The 16097-nt window shown below is 65.8% G+C and carries 18 protein-coding genes; 6 read left to right on the forward strand and 12 right to left on the reverse strand.

The window, feature by feature from the left end; genetic code table 11:
• Positions 1 to 80 precede the first annotated feature (80 nt).
• The 5 genes from QM467_RS14190 to QM467_RS14210 form a co-directional block, all read right to left on the reverse strand.
• Complete coding sequence (locus tag QM467_RS14190) at positions 81 to 560, reverse strand: F0F1 ATP synthase subunit B family protein (protein ID WP_283366987.1); 480 nt, start codon at positions 558 to 560, stop codon at positions 81 to 83.
• 11 nt (positions 561 to 571) lie between these two features.
• On the reverse strand, positions 572 to 1126 hold the full coding sequence (locus QM467_RS14195) for a F0F1 ATP synthase subunit B family protein (RefSeq protein WP_283366988.1): 555 nt from the start codon (positions 1124 to 1126) through the stop codon (positions 572 to 574).
• 65 nt (positions 1127 to 1191) lie between these two features.
• Entirely contained in the window at positions 1192 to 1419 is a 228-nt protein-coding gene (locus QM467_RS14200; protein ID WP_283366989.1) for a F0F1 ATP synthase subunit C, read from the reverse strand.
• 53 nt (positions 1420 to 1472) lie between these two features.
• The gene (locus QM467_RS14205; protein ID WP_283366990.1) at positions 1473 to 2234 is read right to left on the reverse strand and encodes a F0F1 ATP synthase subunit A; all 762 of its coding nucleotides are present in this window, start codon (positions 2232 to 2234) and stop codon (positions 1473 to 1475) included.
• A 68-nt stretch (positions 2235 to 2302) separates the two neighbouring features.
• Positions 2303 to 2653 carry an AtpZ/AtpI family protein gene (locus tag QM467_RS14210; RefSeq protein WP_283366991.1) on the reverse strand — a complete coding sequence of 117 codons (351 nt, stop codon included), beginning with the start codon at positions 2651 to 2653 and terminating at the stop codon, positions 2303 to 2305.
• A 365-nt stretch (positions 2654 to 3018) separates the two neighbouring features.
• Between QM467_RS14210 and QM467_RS14215 the strand changes: the two genes are divergently transcribed.
• Positions 3019 to 3597 (forward strand): TMEM175 family protein, encoded by a 579-nt coding sequence (locus QM467_RS14215; protein WP_283366992.1) that lies wholly within the window; start codon positions 3019 to 3021, stop codon positions 3595 to 3597.
• Here the strand turns inward: QM467_RS14215 and QM467_RS14220 are convergent.
• The 4 genes from QM467_RS14220 to QM467_RS14235 all read right to left on the reverse strand — a co-directional run bounded on the left by QM467_RS14220 (position 3594) and on the right by QM467_RS14235 (position 10834).
• On the reverse strand, positions 3594 to 7049 hold the full coding sequence (locus tag QM467_RS14220) for a chromosome segregation SMC family protein (protein ID WP_283366993.1): 3456 nt from the start codon (positions 7047 to 7049) through the stop codon (positions 3594 to 3596). The two genes, QM467_RS14215 and QM467_RS14220, sit on opposite strands and share 4 nt — an antisense overlap.
• Positions 7050 to 7258: 209 nt before the next feature.
• On the reverse strand, positions 7259 to 8809 hold the full coding sequence (gcvPB, locus tag QM467_RS14225) for an aminomethyl-transferring glycine dehydrogenase subunit GcvPB (protein WP_283366994.1): 1551 nt from the start codon (positions 8807 to 8809) through the stop codon (positions 7259 to 7261).
• Positions 8806 to 10152, reverse strand: a complete 1347-nt coding sequence (gcvPA, locus tag QM467_RS14230; protein WP_283366995.1) for an aminomethyl-transferring glycine dehydrogenase subunit GcvPA — start codon at positions 10150 to 10152, stop codon at positions 8806 to 8808. Before gcvPA ends, gcvPB begins: the two co-directional genes overlap by 4 nt.
• Positions 10153 to 10165: 13 nt before the next feature.
• Complete coding sequence (locus tag QM467_RS14235) at positions 10166 to 10834, reverse strand: DsbA family protein (protein ID WP_283366996.1); 669 nt, start codon at positions 10832 to 10834, stop codon at positions 10166 to 10168.
• Positions 10835 to 11217: 383 nt separating this feature from the next.
• Here QM467_RS14235 and QM467_RS14240 point away from each other — a divergent pair, with 383 nt between their 5' ends.
• A complete protein-coding gene (locus tag QM467_RS14240) occupies positions 11218 to 11364 on the forward strand; it encodes a hypothetical protein (protein WP_283366997.1) in 147 nt (48 codons plus the stop codon).
• Between the two features lie 229 nt (positions 11365 to 11593).
• On the opposite strand, the gene QM467_RS14245 is transcribed toward QM467_RS14240, so the two are convergent.
• Positions 11594 to 12100, reverse strand: a complete 507-nt coding sequence (locus tag QM467_RS14245) for a DUF721 domain-containing protein (protein ID WP_283366998.1) — start codon at positions 12098 to 12100, stop codon at positions 11594 to 11596.
• A gap of 20 nt (positions 12101 to 12120) precedes the next feature.
• Here QM467_RS14245 and mutY point away from each other — a divergent pair, with 20 nt between their 5' ends.
• The 3 genes from mutY (at position 12121) to ypfJ (ending at position 14490) form a co-directional block, all read left to right on the forward strand.
• A complete protein-coding gene (gene mutY, locus QM467_RS14250; RefSeq protein WP_283366999.1) occupies positions 12121 to 13248 on the forward strand; it encodes an A/G-specific adenine glycosylase in 1128 nt (375 codons plus the stop codon).
• A gap of 22 nt (positions 13249 to 13270) precedes the next feature.
• A complete protein-coding gene (locus tag QM467_RS14255) occupies positions 13271 to 13540 on the forward strand; it encodes an Imm74 family immunity protein (protein WP_283367000.1) in 270 nt (89 codons plus the stop codon).
• A gap of 65 nt (positions 13541 to 13605) precedes the next feature.
• On the forward strand, positions 13606 to 14490 hold the full coding sequence (gene ypfJ / locus QM467_RS14260; RefSeq protein ID WP_283367001.1) for a KPN_02809 family neutral zinc metallopeptidase: 885 nt from the start codon (positions 13606 to 13608) through the stop codon (positions 14488 to 14490).
• A gap of 39 nt (positions 14491 to 14529) precedes the next feature.
• Here the strand turns inward: ypfJ and QM467_RS14265 are convergent, their stop codons facing one another.
• Positions 14530 to 14961, reverse strand: a complete 432-nt coding sequence (locus QM467_RS14265) for a cupin domain-containing protein (protein WP_283367002.1) — start codon at positions 14959 to 14961, stop codon at positions 14530 to 14532.
• Positions 14962 to 15239: 278 nt separating this feature from the next.
• Between QM467_RS14265 and QM467_RS14270 the strand changes: the two genes are divergently transcribed.
• Positions 15240 to 15512 carry a hypothetical protein gene (locus tag QM467_RS14270; protein WP_283367026.1) on the forward strand — a complete coding sequence of 91 codons (273 nt, stop codon included), beginning with the start codon at positions 15240 to 15242 and terminating at the stop codon, positions 15510 to 15512.
• Positions 15513 to 15581: 69 nt separating this feature from the next.
• On the opposite strand, the gene QM467_RS14275 is transcribed toward QM467_RS14270, so the two are convergent.
• Positions 15582 to 16097 carry a cupin domain-containing protein gene (locus QM467_RS14275; protein WP_283367027.1) on the reverse strand — a complete coding sequence of 172 codons (516 nt, stop codon included), beginning with the start codon at positions 16095 to 16097 and terminating at the stop codon, positions 15582 to 15584.

Genomic DNA, 16097 nt, shown 5'->3' on the forward strand with positions numbered 1-16097 from the left:
TTTTCGGGGGCTCGGCGAGGTCAAGAAAAAGGCCGGGGCGTGAGCCCCGGCCTGATCATTTCGCCCAACTGGCGGTCTAATCAGTTGATCAGCGCCTTGACGCTGGCGATGCCCTGATCGACGAAGGCGGCGCCGTCCGGACCGCTGGCGCTGGACTTCAGCACGGTCTCGGCGGCCTTGACGGCGGCGTCGGCGGCGGCGGAGCGCACGTCGGCGGTCGCCTGGGCTTCGGCCTGAGCGATCTTGTCCTGAGCCTGCCGGGTGCGGCGGGCGACATATTCCTCGATGCGCGCCTGGGCTTCCTTGGCCATGGCCTCCGCTTCGGCCTTGGCCTGGGCGACGATGCTGGCGGCCTGGGCCTCCGCTTCCGCCGTCTTGGCGGCGAAGCTCTGCATCAGGGTCTGGGCTTCTGCGCGCAGGCGGGCGGCTTCGGCCAGCTCGCTCTTGATCTTGTCGATGCGGCCGTCAAGTGCAGCGCCAAGCTTGCTGTGCACGCCCAGATAGCCGAGCAGCATCACGAAGAGAACGAAGCCGAGGGCGACGAAAAATTCAGCGTCCATGTTTCGCTCCTTCAGCTCTTGAGCGCGGCGATCGCGGCGGCGACGGCGGAGACGTCGGCCGGCTTGCCGGTGATGTGTTGCAGGATGGCCTGGGCGGTCTCATTGGCGATGGAATCGACATTGCCCATGGCGGCGGTCTTGGTCGTGGCGATCTGCGCTTCAGCGGCGGCGAGCTTGGCGTTTAGCTCGCCTTCGAGGGCGGCGCGGCGGGCGTCGGCCTGAGCCTTGACGTCCGCGTGGGCGGCCTGGCCCATCGCCTGGGCCTTGGCCTTTGCCGCGTCCAGCGTCTTTTCATGCGCGGCGGCGGCGGCGGCCGCGTCGTCCTGCGCCTTGGCGGCGGCGGCGAGGTCGGAGTCGATCTTGTCCTTGCGGGTCGCGATGATCTTGGCGACGCGCGGCAGCGCGATCCTGGACATCAGCAGGTAGATCGCGCCGAAAGTGATCGTCAGCCAGATGAGCTCCGCCGCGAAATTATTCGGGTCGAAGGGCGGGAAAACGCCGCCTTCGTGAGCGGGGCCGCCAGGAACCTCGGTTCCGGCCTTGTGCCCTTCAACGTCGTGAGCCATGGGTCGATCCTAAATTTGCGGGACGAAACGCGCGTCGGCGAAAACCCGCCGGCGCGCGACTTAAATCACTTCACGAAGAGCAGAATGATCGCCACGAGGAAGGCGAAAATGCCGAGACCTTCGGCGAGGGCGGCGCCGATGAACGCGCGGCCGAACTGGCCATCGGCCGCGGACGGATTGCGCAGCGCGCCGGACAGGAAGTTGCCGAAAATCGTGCCCACGCCGATGGCGGCGGCGCCCATGCCGATGGCGGCGAGACCGGCGCCGACGTACTTAGCTGCAACAGGATCCATCTTGAAACTCCATTCGATTTTGAAGGGCGACTATTTGTTGTTGAGTTGGATTATCAGTGGCCCGGGTGAATTGCGTCGTTGAGATAGACGCAAGTGAGGATGGCGAAGACATACGCCTGAAGGAAAGCGACCAGCAGTTCGAACGCGGTCAGGAGAACGATGCCGATCAGCGGCAGCGGCGCGAGAAGGGCGTAGACGCCGGCGCCGAGCAAAAGTGTCACGAAGCCGCCGAACACCTTCAGGGTGATGTGGCCCGCGAGCATGTTGGCGAAGAGACGAACCGAGAGCGAGATCGGCCGCGAGGCGAAGGAGATGATCTCGATCAGGACGATGAAGGGCAGCAGGATCGGCGACACGCCCGACGGAACGAACAGGTTCAGGAAGTGCGTTCCATTCTTGTAGAAGCCGTAGGCCAGCACCAGCAGGATGATGAAAGCGGCGAAGGCGAAGGTGACGATGATCTGGCTGGTGACCGTGAAGGTGTAGGGCACGAGGCCGATCAGGTTCGAGAAGAACACGAACATGAAGACGGAAAAGACGAAGGGGAAGAACTTCATGCCCGCTTCGCCCGCGGTCTGCCGCACCGTGCTCGCCACGAATTCATAGGACATTTCGGCGAGGGTCTGGAGGCGGTTGGGGACGATGTGCTCGCCCGACGTGCCCACCAGCATGATGAAGGCGATCACCGCCAGAATGATCACCATGAAAAGCGAGGCGTTGGTGAAGGAGGCGTCGACCCCGCCGATGCTCAGAGGCGCGATGACGTTGATGTGGAATTGGTGGATCGGATCAATCGCGGGACCAGCTTCCGACATGTTCTGCCCTTCACTTAAATGCGGGAGGCCCCGCTCACAAGGTTATGCGGGAGGTCCCGCTCATCAATTCAAGACTCTTTCGAGCCGCCTCGCCCCGACGGCAGCACCGCGAGGCGATAGATGTTCCAGAAGCCCGCCGCCACGCCCAATCCCAGCAAAAGGATCAGCAGGAACGGGCTTGTGCCCAGCCACTCGTCGAGCTGCCACCCGATCAGGGCGCCGACCACGATGGCGGCCACAAATTCCGACAGCACGCGAAAGCCGAGGCTCATCGCCTGCCCAAGGCCCTTGTCGGTCAAATCCGCTTCCGCCTTGCGATCGGCCTCCTTGCGGCCGGATTCGCGCTGCGCCTGCAGGTCGCCTCGCAATTTGGCGAGACGCGCCTTCAGTTCCTCGGCGTCGTCCGGTCCGTCCTGCATCAATCGCCCCCTAGCTCATGGCGCCTCGGCGCGGGATCGGGGCAGGCGCCGCTGATATTATCGCAGCCGCCGCATCTAGCAGGAGGTCGTCCGGACGAGAACCGATGAGGAATCGGACTCGTGGGATGCGAAACATCCCGCCCTTCTTGAACCGGGCGCACCATATTGACGGGACCTCGCCCTGTCAAGATAAGCGCGGCTTTTCTATGACACAAATAACACATTGAAAATAAATGGGAAAACATGATTTTATCCGGGTGTCTCCTAAGGTCGCAGACGGCGGTGCGGCGCGGGGCCGGACAGCGCGGGTTTTTTCCCGCGCCCGGATGGTTTAGCCTGCCGCCGAAGCAGGACGGAGGACAGGCGTGACGAGCGAGCGGCTGAAGGCTTTTTCCGATGGCGTGCTCGCCATTATCGTCACCATCATGGTGCTGGAGCTGAAGGCCCCGCACGGCGAGGATTTCCCGGCGCTTCTTCCGCTCTGGCCGGTATTCCTGGCCTATGTCCTGAGTTTCATCTATGTCGCCATCTACTGGAACAACCATCACCACATGTTCGCCATCGTTGAAAAGGTGAACGGCGGCGTGCTGTGGGCCAATATCCACCTGCTGTTCTGGCTGTCTTTGCTGCCCTTCGTCACCGCCTGGGCCAGCGAGAGCCATTTCGCGCGCGATCCAGTGGCTCTTTATGGCTTCGTGCTGCTCGGGGCGGCTTTCGCCTATTACATCCTTGTGGTCGCGCTGCTGCGCGCCCACAGGGGCGAGACCTTGCTGCGCCGCGCCATCGGCAAGGATTTCAAGGGCAAGATTTCGATTGTCGCCTATCTCGCCGGCATGGTCGGAACCTGCTTCAGCCCATGGATCGGCTGTCTGGTCTATGTCGCCGTCGCGGCGATGTGGCTGGTCCCGGACCAGCGAATCGAATCGCGGTTGGGCGAGATTTAGCTCGCCTCCAGCAGGCGCTCCGCCTGCTCCAGCTCCACCGACACCAGTTGCGACACGCCGCGCTCGGCCTGGGTCACACCGAACAGCCGGTCCATCCGCGCCATGGTGATCGGATTGTGGGTAATGGTGATGAAGCGGGTGTCGGTCTTGCGGGCCATGTCGTCGAGCAGATCGCAAAATCGCTCGACATTGGCGTCGTCGAGCGGCGCGTCCACCTCGTCCAGCACACAAATCGGCGCCGGATTGGTCAGAAACACCGCGAAGATCAGCGACATGGCGGTCAGCGCCTGCTCGCCGCCCGAAAGAAGCGTCATGGTCGCGGGTTTCTTGCCCGGCGGCCTGGCCAGAATCTCAAGGCCGGCTTCGAGCGGATCGTCCGATTCGACCAGTTGCAACTCCGCCGAGCCGCCGCCGAACAGCAGCGAGAACAGGTCGCGGAAATGCGCGTCGACCCGCGCGAAGGCGTCCAGAAGCCGCTCGCGGCCTTCCTTGTTGAGCGAGCCGATGGCCGAGCGCAATTTGCGGATCGCCTCGGCGAGGTCGTCGCGCTCGGCGATCAGCTTCGCCTGTTCGTCCTCTACTGTCGCCAACTCGTCCTCGGCGCGCAGATTGACGCCGCCAAGCCGCTCGCGGTCCTGTTTCAGGCTGGCGAGGCGGATGCTGACCCCGTCCATGGCGGGAAGGTCGTCGCCTTCGGCGATGCCGGCGAGCGCCGGCAGGCCCTGCGGCGCGCAATTCAACTGCTCAGCGATGTCGCGGATGAGGATTTGCAACCGCGTCCTGGCGGCTTCGGCCTGAGCCTCCAGCCGGGCGCGGGTCTCGCGGGCCGCGCTCATGGCCTCCAGCGCAGCCCGGGCGGCGCGGTCGGTCTCGGCAAGGGCGGTTTCGCCCCTGGCGCGGGCGTCGGCTGCGTCGCGCAGCGCGGCCTCGGCCTCCTCGATCTTCTGGGCTAATGAGCGGCGCTGGAGCAGGAATTCGTCGGGCGCGTCCTCGAGCTTCGCCAGCTCCTCTTGCGCCTCGGCGACGCGGAATTCGATTTCCTCGGTCTGGAATTGCGAACGCGCACGGCGGTCGAGCCAGCTCTTGGTCTCGCGCGCGATAGCCTCGCGGCGGCGCAGCCGGCTTTCCGCCTCGCGCGAAAAAGACTGCAATGCCGCGCGGGCCTCGGCGGCCTCGGCGCGGTCCAGCGCATTGGCGGCGCGGGCGGCGTCGCGTTCGCCCGCCAGCGTGGCGGGCTCGGCGACATCGTCGAGCGCCTCGCGCGATTCGATCAGCCGTTCGCGGGCCTCGTCGCGCAATTCTTCGGCGCGCTTGCGGGAATCGTCGAGATTGGCGAGGCGCGACAGGAATTGCGCCTGCCGGCGCTCGGCGGCGTTGGCGCTTTCACGGGCCTCGGCCAGCGCTTTCTGTGTCATGCGGGCGGTCTGGCGGGCGCGCTGGTCGGCCTCGGCAGCCTCCGCGACGGCGACCCGAACCCATTCCATCTTCTCCAGAAGCGCCTCGACCGCCTCGCGCGCCGCATCGGCCTCGATTTCGAGATCGCCGAGGCGGTTCTTCTCGGCGAGGCGGCGAGCGGCGGGCGTGGGGGCCTCGGCGGCTTGCGTAAAGCCGTCCCAGCGCCACAGATCGCCCTCGATCGAGACGAGCCTCTGCCCGGGTTTGAGATGCTGGCGCAGGACCGGCCCCGCATCGCGCGAAACCAGTCCGATTTGGGCGAGGCTGCGGTAGAGCGCGGGCGGGGCGCTGACCCATTCGGTCAGCGGCCGGGCGCCTGCGGGCAAGGAGGGGTCGCCGCCGCTTTGCGTGATGGTCCAGTGCGCCGGGGCGGCGTCGTCGTCGGAAGCGTCGAGATCGTCGCCGAGAGCCGCGCCGAGCGCGGCCTCATAGCCCTTGGCGACGACGATACGCTCCAGCACGGCGGGCCAGCCGCCGCTCGCGCCGGTCTGCAGCAATTTGGCCAGCGTCCCGGCCTCTGTTTCGAGCCTTTGCGCCTTGCGTTCGGCCTCGGCCAGCGGGCCGCGCAAAAAATTCTCCTCATCGCGGGCCAGCGCGAGTGCCGATTCCGCGGCGATCGCGTCTTCCTCGGCCTGCGCGGCGGCGTCCATCAGGCGCTCGGCCTCGGCGAGCGATTCGGCCAGTTCGGAATCGCTTTCGGCGCTCGCGCGCAGGGCGGCGATGTCGTCTTCGATGCGCGACAATTCGCCCTCGAAACGCAGCAGCGCCTGCTCTTCGCGCCGCGCCGCCTCGGCGAGGGCGTTGCGCTGGGCCTCGGCGTTGGCGAAGGCGTCCTGCGCCTTTTCCAGCGCGAGTTCCGAGGCGCGGAGTTTTTCCTCGGCCTCTTCGCAGCGCAACCGGGCCTCTTCGACGAGATCGGCCTCGGCCTCGCCGGCCCCCGCGAGGTCTTCGTCCTCGGCTTCGAGACGGGCCAGGGTGGCCGCCGCATCCTCGAAATGGCCGCGTTCGCGGGCGAGATCGGCGGCCGCCTGGGCGATGCGGCGCTCCATTTCGGTCTTGCGCTCGGCGGCGCGTTTTTCCTCGCCATCGAGCGTTTCGCGGGCGAGGACGAGACGCTGGAGGGCGGCGGCGGCCTGGCTTTCCGCGTCGCGCAAGCCGGGCATGGCGTGGGCGGCGAGCGCCTGCAACCGGGCGGTCTCGGCCTGCTGGCGGGTGCGCTCGGCGACGTCGACCACATTGGAATCGAACAGCCGCTGCGCCTCCTCGGCCTCATGGGCCGCTTCGCGCGAGGCGATCAGGGCGGTCAGCGCCTCGTGGCGGCGGATTTCGGCGGCCAGCGCGCGATAGCGTGCGGCCTGTCGGGCTTGACGTCGCAATGATTCGGCCTGCGCGCCGATCTGGGTCAGCACGTCCTCCAGCCGGAGCAGATTTTCTTCCGCGCCCTTGAGCCGCAATTCGGCCTCGTGGCGGCGGGAATGCAGCCCGCCGATGCCGGCCGCTTCTTCCAGAATGCGGCGGCGGGCCTGCGGTTTGGCGGCGATGATCTCGCCAATCTGCCCCTGCCGAACCATGGCCGGCGAGCGCGCGCCGGACGAGGCGTCGGCGAACAGCAATTGCACGTCGCGGGCGCGCACCTCGCGGCCGTTGACGCGATAGGTCGAGCCCTGTTCGCGCTCGATGCGGCGGGTGATTTCGAGAATGTCGGAATCATTGAAGACGGCGGGCGCGGAGCGGGCGCTGTTGTCGAGCACCAGCGCGACTTCGGCGTGATTGCGCGACGGGCGCGAGCCGGAGCCGGAGAAGATGACGTCGTCCATGCCGGCGGCGCGCATCTGCTTGTAGGAGTTCTCGCCCATGACCCAGCGCAGGGCCTCGACGAGATTGGACTTGCCGCAGCCGTTCGGCCCCACAACGCCTGTCAGGCCGGGGTTGATCACGAAATCGGTCGGCTCCACGAAACTTTTGAAGCCGGTCAGTCGCAGCTTGTCGAATTTCATGTCTTTACGCAATTTTTCGCCGGCCATGGCCGGCGAACCCCTCGCATCAGCTCGGCGTCGCGTTCGCTCCTGGCGCGCGCCCGCTGGCTCCCGCCAGCGCGATCGCGCCTTTGCCTCGCACGCCGCATTCCCAGAATGGAACAAGGCGCCAGAAGAGGGCCTGAATCAAGCGCGGCCACGGCGAAAGTTGGGGAAAAGGGCGCGCCGCCTCAGGCCTTGACCGGCTGGGGAGGCGTCCAGCGCAGCACCGGCTTGCGCGCGGCGGCGGTCTCGTCGAGCCTTTTGCGCGGGGCGTAATGAGGCGCGCCGAGGAAGCGCTCGGTCTCGCCGCGCAGGGCGCTGAAAACGAGATCGCGCAAGGTTGCGATGAACAAGGTCAGCGAGACCAGCGATTCCGACTCGGTCGGCTCGATCAGCATGGCGCCATGGACGACGAGCGGGAAATAGATCGTCATCGGGTGGAAGCCCTCGTCGATCATCGCCTTGGCGAAATCGAGCGTGGTGATGCCCGTGTCCTTGAGCCAGCGGTCGTCGAACAGGGCCTCATGCATGCAGATCTTGTCGCCGAAGGGCGCTGACATGACGTCGCCGAGGCTTACCCGGACATAATTGGCGGCGAGCACCGCGTCTTCCGAGGCCTTGGCCAGACCGTCCGCGCCGTGGGAGAGGATATAGGCGAGCGCGCGGACGAACATGCCCATCTGGCCATGGAAAGCGGTCATGCGGCCAAAGGCTTCCGTCCCTTCCGCGTTCTCGACCAAAGTGAGCCGTTCGCCCTCGCGCTTGAGGAAGGGAACCGGCGCGAAAGCCGCCAGCCGGCTCGACAGCACCACCGGGCCGGAGCCGGGGCCACCGCCGCCATGCGGGGTGGAGAAGGTCTTGTGCAGGTTGATGTGCATGGCGTCGACGCCGAGGTCGCCGGGCCGCACCTTGCCGACAATGGCGTTGAAATTGGCGCCGTCACAATAGAAATAGGCCCCGGCCGCGTGGACCAGCCGCGCGATTTCGACAATGTCGCGCTCGAAAAGCCCGCAGGTGTTGGGGTTGGTGAGCATGATCGCGGCGACGTCGGGGCCGAGCGCGGCGGCGACCGCGTCGGGATGGACCAGCCCGTCCGGTCCGGCGGGCACGACGCGGACGGAAAAGCCGAGCGCGGCGGCGGTGGCCGGATTGGTGCCATGGGCCGATTCCGGCGCCAGCACCACTTTCCGCGTCGCCGCCTCTCCGCGCGCGGAAATCGCCGCCTTGATGGCCATCATGCCGCACATTTCGCCATGGGCGCCCGCCTTGGGCGATAGCGCCACGGCCTGCATATTGGTGAGCTTGAGCAGCCAGCCGGCCAGCTCTTCCATCAGTTCCAGCGCGCCCTGCACGGTCGAAACCGGCTGCAAGGGGTGAATATCCGCAAAGCCGGGCAGCCGCGCCATTTTCTCGTTGAGGCGCGGATTGTGCTTCATCGTGCAGGAGCCGAGCGGATAAGGCCCGAGGTCGATGGCGTAATTCTTCTGCGACAGCCGGACGTAATGGCGCATGGCCTCCGGCTCGGAAAGTCCGGGGAGGCCGATCGCGCTCTTGCGCTCCAGCCCGCCGAGGCGCGGCGTGAACGGCGCGGGCGGGTCGAGATCGACACCGGTAAAGTCATTGCGGCCGGTCTCGAAGATCAAGGCCTCGGCGACTTGCAACGCGCGATTGCCGGTGAAGGTTTTCGGCATGTGCGGCGTTGCGACCTGCGGCTGGGTGGGGCGGCCTTCGCGGTTCATGCGCGCATCTCCGCTTGCAGCGCGTCGAGGAGGACGGCGCGATCCTCGTCGGTATTGACTTCGCTTGACGCCACCAGCAGCAGGTCGTCGAGACCGGCGCCGGGCAGCAGGCGCGAGACGGGGACGCCGGCGAGCACGCCGCGCGCCGCCATGCGCTCGACGAGGTCCGCCGCCGAGCCTTGCACCTGTAGCGTGAATTCATTGAAGAAGGCGCGGTTCAGGACTTTTACGCCCGGAACCTTCTCCAGCGCGTCGGCCAGCGCGACGGCATTGGCGTGGTTGATCAGGGCCAGTTGCTTCAGGCCCGTCTCGCCGAGCAGCGAGAGGTGAATCGAGAAAGCGAGGGCGCAGAGGCCGGAATTGGTGCAGATGTTCGAAGTCGCCTTCTCGCGGCGGATATGCTGCTCGCGGGTCGAAAGGGTCAGCACAAAGCCGCGCCGCCCGTCGGCGTCCACGGTCTGGCCGCAGAGCCGGCCGGGCATCTGCCGAAGATATTTCTCGCGCGCGGCGAACAGGCCGAGATAAGGCCCGCCGAAATTGAGGCCATTGCCAATCGACTGGCCCTCGCCGACGACGATATCGGCGCCCATCGCGCCGGGCGATTCGATCAGTCCGAGCGCGAGAGCTTCCGTCACCACGGCGATCAGCAGCACGCCCTTGGCGCGGCAGGCCTCGGCCAGCGGACGCAGGTCGCGCGGATTGCCAAAGACGTCCGGGCTCTGCACGACGACGCAGGAGAGGCTGTCGTCCAGCGCGCCGATCAGGTCTTCCGAAGCCAGCGGGTCGGGCGGGAGGATGCGGATCTCGTCCTCGGCCATGTCCGACAATGTGCGGGCCGTCGCTGCATAATGAGGATGCAACCCGCCTGAGACCAACGCCTTGCGGCGGCGCGTGACGCGATGCGCCATCAGGATCGCTTCCGCCGCGCCGGTCGAGCCGTCATACATCGAGGCGTTGGCGACCTCCATGCCGGTCAGATTGGCGACCTGGGTCTGGAACTCGAACAGGACCTGCAATGTGCCCTGCGAAATTTCCGGCTGGTAGGGCGTGTAGCTGGTGAGGAATTCCGACCGCTGGATCAAATGGTCCACCGTCGCGGGAACGTGGTGCTTGTATGCCCCCGCGCCGACGAAGAAGGGAACCGCGCCAGCCGCGACGTTTTTGCCCGCCAGAGCCGAGAGGCGCCGCTCCACCTCCAGCTCCGATTTCCGCGACGGCAGGTCGAGCGGGCTGGTGAGCAGGGCGTCGCGCGGCGCATCGGCGAAAAGGTCGTCGATGGCGGCGACGCCGATGCGGGCCAGCATGTCCTCGCGGTTTTCGGCGCTGAGCGGCAGATAACGCATACGGAAAGAACTCTTACTTCAGATAGGGAGCGAGGACGGCGTCGAGCTCTTCGGCGGGGATCTCGCCGGACTTCTTGTCGCCGTTGATGAAGAAGGTCGGCGTGGCGCTGATGCCGAATTTCTGGGCCGCCGTGTCGCGGATCTGGTTGATCTTGTCGAACATGGCCTGGTCGTTGAGGCAGGCGTCGAAGGCCGCCGAACCCATGCCGGTCTGCTTGACGGTGTCGCGCAGGGCCTGCAGCGGATTATTGACGAAGGCCCAGTTCTTCTGCTGCTGGAACAGCAGTTCGACCACGGCCTCGCGCTTGTCGCCCGAACAGCGCGCGAGCATGGCGGCGCCGGCGGCGAGCGGATCGAGCGGGAATTCGCGCAGGGCGAAGCGCACCTTGCCGGTGTCGATATATTTGGACTTCAGGGTCGGGAAGACGTCCGTGGTGAAGCGCGCGCAATGGCCGCAGGTCATCGAGGCGTATTCGACGATCGTCACGGGCGCCTTGGGGTCGCCCAGCCAGACGTCGGGCAGCGGCGGTTCGGCCATCAGCTGGTCGAGCGGGACCTTGGCGGCGGCTTCCGGCCCGGCGGCTTTTTGCGCCTGAGCGGCGAGGGGCGTGGCGGCCAGAGCGAGCGCGGCGCCGAGACCGAGCAGACCACGGCGCGTGGCGCTGGAGCGGAAACGAGACATGGTGCGATCCTGCGTGACGGAAACGATTGGCCCTTCATATACGCTCGCGCCGCGAGTCGCAAAGCGCGCGGGCCGCAATGCACAATATTGAGGGGGAGGCCGCCGCCCGGCGCGCACGCAGCGAGGGGGGAACGCCGATTCAGGTATTACGCTGATCCAGCTCTGATAAACCGCGAAGTAAGCGCCTCGAACGCAGGATTGCGTTCATGCCTGACTGAAGAAATCATTCTCTTTTTGGAGTGGGTGGGCTGTGACGAGCGCCCTACGATCACCATTTTGGGTCGGGGCAGGCACGAATATCAGCAAAATCTGCTCCGCCATTATGCAGAAACGGCAGCGATTGAGGCCGTCCGTCGCACAAAGCAAGACAACGGGAGGGAACGATGGCTAAGGGGCAGGTTAGAGGGAATAAAGAGGCCAAAAAACCGAAGGCGGATCAAGCGCACCCCAAAAAAGGCCTTCCGTCCGCCTATCAGAAATCACAGGGAAGAGAAGACCCTGTAGATAGTTTGTTCAAAAAGAAGGGCTGAGTGACTATAAACCGCTCCCTAAACTCACGAAGCGTGAGTAAAATCGATTCTCTTCACGGAACAAAAAAGAGTGTCCGGCAACCCTCGTTGCCGGACACGTAACCGTGCGAATTACGGTGACAAAATTACCGAACCAATGTGACAAGAATTATAGTGACAGAATACGAATTTCTATAATTAGACCACGCCCCCTGCCGACGGAATTGTCGAGCCAGGAACCAATAGCCGGTCACCGCCCTGCCGGCCCCCGCAGCGCGCGTGCGCCCAGCCGCGCCAAAGCCTTGCGCAAATCTTCGTCCTCGACGTCTTCGGCCGCCTTTTCCGCCTCGGCCAGAGCTTGCGGATCGGGCGGGGCGATGCGCGCCGGCCTGTTGGCCTTGCTCAGCGGCCCCTGCCGGATCGCCAGCTTGCCCACGGCCCGCCAGCCGAGATGGGAATTGACGCGCTCGATCAGAACCGGCCCCATGTGCTGGATTTCGAGCGCCATGGCGCCCGAGACGCGCAGGACGAGGGTCGCGGGCTCGACGACCGCATCGGGCGGGCGCTTGGCGGGGCGCGGCGGCCATTGCAGCTTGATCGGCTCGGAACAGGCGGCGACGCGCTCGCCGACAATGTCGTCCCAGTGCAATATGAGGCTGGATTCGCCGAATCCCTGTCTGGCCAAAACCGGATCGACCGCCGCGCGAACGAAATCGGCGAGCGGGACGGGTTTGGAATATTTTTGACGCGGAGCCATCCGGTCATAGTGGGAGTCCCATGGGCAAAGGCAAGACCAATTCGGGCGTCGGCGTCGGGGAGAGGCTGCTGGCCTGGTACGACCGCAGCCGCCGGACGCTGCCGTGGCGCGCGGCGCCGGGGGAAAAGCCCGATCCTTACGCCGTCTGGCTGTCGGAAGTGATGCTGCAACAGACCACGGTCGCGGCGGTGGGCGCTTTCTACGCGAAATTCCTGGCGCTGTGGCCGCGCGTGGAGCAGCTCGCGGCGGCGCCGGTCGAGGCGGTGATGCAGGCCTGGGCGGGGCTTGGCTATTATTCCCGCGCCCGCAATTTGCACGCCTGCGCGCAGAGCGTCGTGCGGGATCATGGCGGGCGCTTTCCCGACAGCGAGGCGGATCTGCTTCGCCTGCCGGGGGTCGGCCCCTATACGGCGGCGGCCATTGCGGCGATCGCTTTCGACCGTCCCGCCATTGTCGTCGACGGCAATGTCGAACGCGTGATCGCGCGGCTGCGCGCGGTCGAAACGCCCTTGCCGGCGGCGAAGAAGGAGATTTCGGCCCTTGTCGCAGAGATCGCGCCGCGCGCGCGGCCGGGGGATTTCGCGCAGGCGATGATGGACCTTGGCGCCACCATTTGCACGCCGCGCAACCCGGCCTGCGTGTTGTGCCCGCTTCGCGCTGACTGCGCCGCCAGCGCGACGGGGACGCAGGAGGATTATCCGCGCAAGGCCGCGAAGAAGCCGAGGCCGCTGCGGCGCGGCGCGGTGTTTTACCTGCGCAGGGCCGACGGCGCCGTCCTGACCCGGACACGGCCGCCGCGCGGTTTGCTCGGCGGCATGGAGGAGTTTTTCGGCACGGATTGGCGCGGCGAGCGGGCGGCGGATTGGGCGGCGCGGCCGCCGGCGGGCGATGACGCGCCGCCGCCCCACGCGCGCTCCGATTGGCGTCACGCGGGAGAAATCGAGCATGTCTTCACCCATTTCGCGCTGAAACTGGCGGTTTTTGTCGCCGAGGCGCCGCGCGGCGTCCCGGCGCCGGAAGGGGGGCGCTGGCTGGACGAATCGCAAATGCGCGCCGCCGCCTTGCCGAGCGTGATGCGAAAGGCTGAGCGGGCAGCGCTTGGATTTCTCGCCGTTTCGGGCTTGTCTGGAGAGCAGAACGGTTCATGATGCGGCGGGAGCGGAGACGGGCATGACCAGGAGGCGCGGCGACAAGCCGGAGGTGGAACTGACCGAAGGCGCGATACGCGTGGTCTGGCGGGGCCGCACCCGCACCATCATGCCGGCCGCCGCGCCGCCCGGCGCCGAGGAGGCGGCGGATTTCATCGTCTTGCTCGACGACATCGTCTGTTGGGACCCGCCCGACGAAGAAACCGAAATTGAAATGAACGAATTGCAGACGATCCTCGAAGCCATCGACGAGGCCTTCGACAAGATCGGGCTCGAAGTGGCCTATGAATGAACAGCCTCCCCAATTGGGGTTTGGGCTGTTAGAAGAGTCGCGCGCCTTCGCGGAGACGAATTGCGATGAAATGGGAAGATTACGGTCAGTCTGAGAATATCGAGGATCGCCGCGGCGACACCCAATATGCCGGCGGCGGGGGCGGCTCGTCGGGTCACCTCGGCCTCGGCGCGATGATCGTGCTGGGCCTGGTCGGCTATGCGCTCGGGATCGATCCGCGCCTGCTGATCGGCGGCGCTGAAATGGTCAGCCGCATGGGCGGCGGCGGACAGCAGGAGGTCGCGCGCAAGGGCGAGGTCGGCGTGCCGAAGGACCAGGTCGGGCGTTTCGTCGCCTCGATCCTCTCCCAGAACGAGCAGGTCTGGGGCGAGGTTTTGCCCGCGCAGACCGGCGTGAAATTCAAGCCGGCGCCCATCGTGCTCTTCAATGGCATGACTTCTTCGGGCTGCGGCACGGCGCAGTCGGCGATGGGTCCGTTCTATTGCCCGATCGACGGGAAGATCTATCTCGACACCTCTTTCTTCCGCGACATGAAGACCAAACTGGGCGGCGGCGGCGATTTCGCCTATGCCTATGTGATCTCGCACGAGATGGGCCATCACATTCAGGATCTGCTCGGCGTCCTGCCCAAGGCGCAGGCCGCGCAGAAGAACGCCTCCTCGGAGGGGCAGGCCAACGCCATTTCCGTGCGGATCGAATTGCAGGCGGACTGCCTTGCGGGCGTCTGGGCGGCCAACGCCAATGAGAAATGGCAGAATATCGAGCCGGGAGACGTCGAAAAGGCGATCGCGACGGCGCAGGCCATTGGCGACGACCGCTTGCAGAAATCGCAGCGCGGCTTCGCCGTGCCGGATTCCTTCACCCACGGCTCTTCGGCGCAGCGCGTCCAATGGCTGCAACGCGGCTTGCAGTCCGGCAAGGTCTCGTCGTGCAACACCTTCGCCAATTGACGAGCGGTGAATCCCGGCCAGGGGGCGGGAAGCGGCCCCTCACGCCGGAACGAGTCCATAGCGCTTCATGATCTCGCCGATGCGTGCCGGATCGGGCGCGCCGGGTGCATTCACCGCTGCGGCGATCTCCTCGAAATAGCGCCGCCCTATAGTTCCGGGGTTCAGCACGACGAGGGCGCGGGCGCCGCCCTCGTGCAGGTTCTGGTGGTGATGGACGCTGCCGCGAGGAATGACAATGGTGTCTCCTTTGCTGATTTCATGAGTCTCGCCGTCGCGTGTGACGGTCAAGGTTCCCTCGAGACCGAAAATCACCTCGTCGACCTTCTCGTGATAATGCGCCGCAGGCACGCGGGCGCCCGGCGGCACTGTGAACTCGAACATCACCAGATCGCCGGACCCCTGCTTTTCATCGACCAGGAAGCGAAGATCCAATTGCCCGATCCGCACCGTCTCGCCGTCGAAACTTGCCATGTGCGTCCCCTCTCTGTAAAACGACTTTACGCTAACCAAGTAAAATGACTTTACAAAATATGTCAAGTTCGACCCTGCTCAAAACACCCTCCGCGGATATCGATGGGCCGCCGTTCGTGGGAGCGCTTCTGCGCATGTGCGTCAAACGCATTCGCGCCCGAATCGATGCAGCCATCAAACAGGCCGGGTTCGCCGATCTTCAGGAAACGCATCTGCGCGTCTTTTCCTACCCGCTGCCGGATGGCGTGCGCCCGTCTCAACTGGCGCGCCACCTCGGCATGTCGAGGCAGGCGACGAACCATGTCATCGCGCAGATGGAGGACCTCGGGTATCTTGAGAGACGCGGAGAAGACGGCGAACGCCGCCTCGTCCATTTCACGACCCGCGCATGGGGCGCCGTTGAAGCGATTTACGCCGCTTCTCGCGAGGTTCAGGCCGAATGGGCGAAAGAAATCGGACAAGATCGCTTCCGCGACCTCATCGCCACCCTGCGGCTCATCGCGGCGGAGGAACTTGAGAAGGCGCCCAGCGCTGCAAAAGACGGCGGTTAAAGTCCCGGTTGAAGGAAAGTGTCTTGCTGTCCGCCGATTTCCGCGCCAGTCGGCAGGACATTTGAACGGTCAGCAGGGCGACCAGCCGGGCGGCGCCAACTCGAAGCCTGAAAAGTTGAAGGCCGGAGCGACGACGCAGGACGCCAGCGTCCACGCTCCGAGGCTTTGCGCCGCCTGCCAGGCGTGAGCTGGGACGACGGCTTGAAGCGTTTCGCCGGCGTTCAGGTTCGGGCCGAGGCGGACGCTCTTTCCGTCATTGCGAGCGTCGCGAAGAAATCCACTCTCTGGCCTGCTGAGAGATGGCGATGGATTGCTTCGCTCCATTCGCAGGGACGGTCCGGGAGCGCGCGCGATTTCCAGCTTCAGCGGCGCGCCGGCCTGCCAGATCCACAATTCGGCTGCGTCGACGCGATGCCAGTGCGAGCGTTCGCCGGCTTCGCGCAGGAACAGGATGCTGGTCGCGGCGCCGCGCCCGCCGCCGTCGGGCGCATCGCGCCAGATTTCCCGATAGGCGCCGCCTTCCGGATGCGGCGCGAGGCCAAGCGCCTCTCGCACCGCTCGCGCGTCGAGCGACGGATCGCGCAG

Origin of the sequence: Rhodoblastus sp. 17X3, from assembly GCF_030056575.1 — a bacterium.
Taxonomy (GTDB): Bacteria; Pseudomonadota; Alphaproteobacteria; order Rhizobiales; family Beijerinckiaceae; genus Rhodoblastus.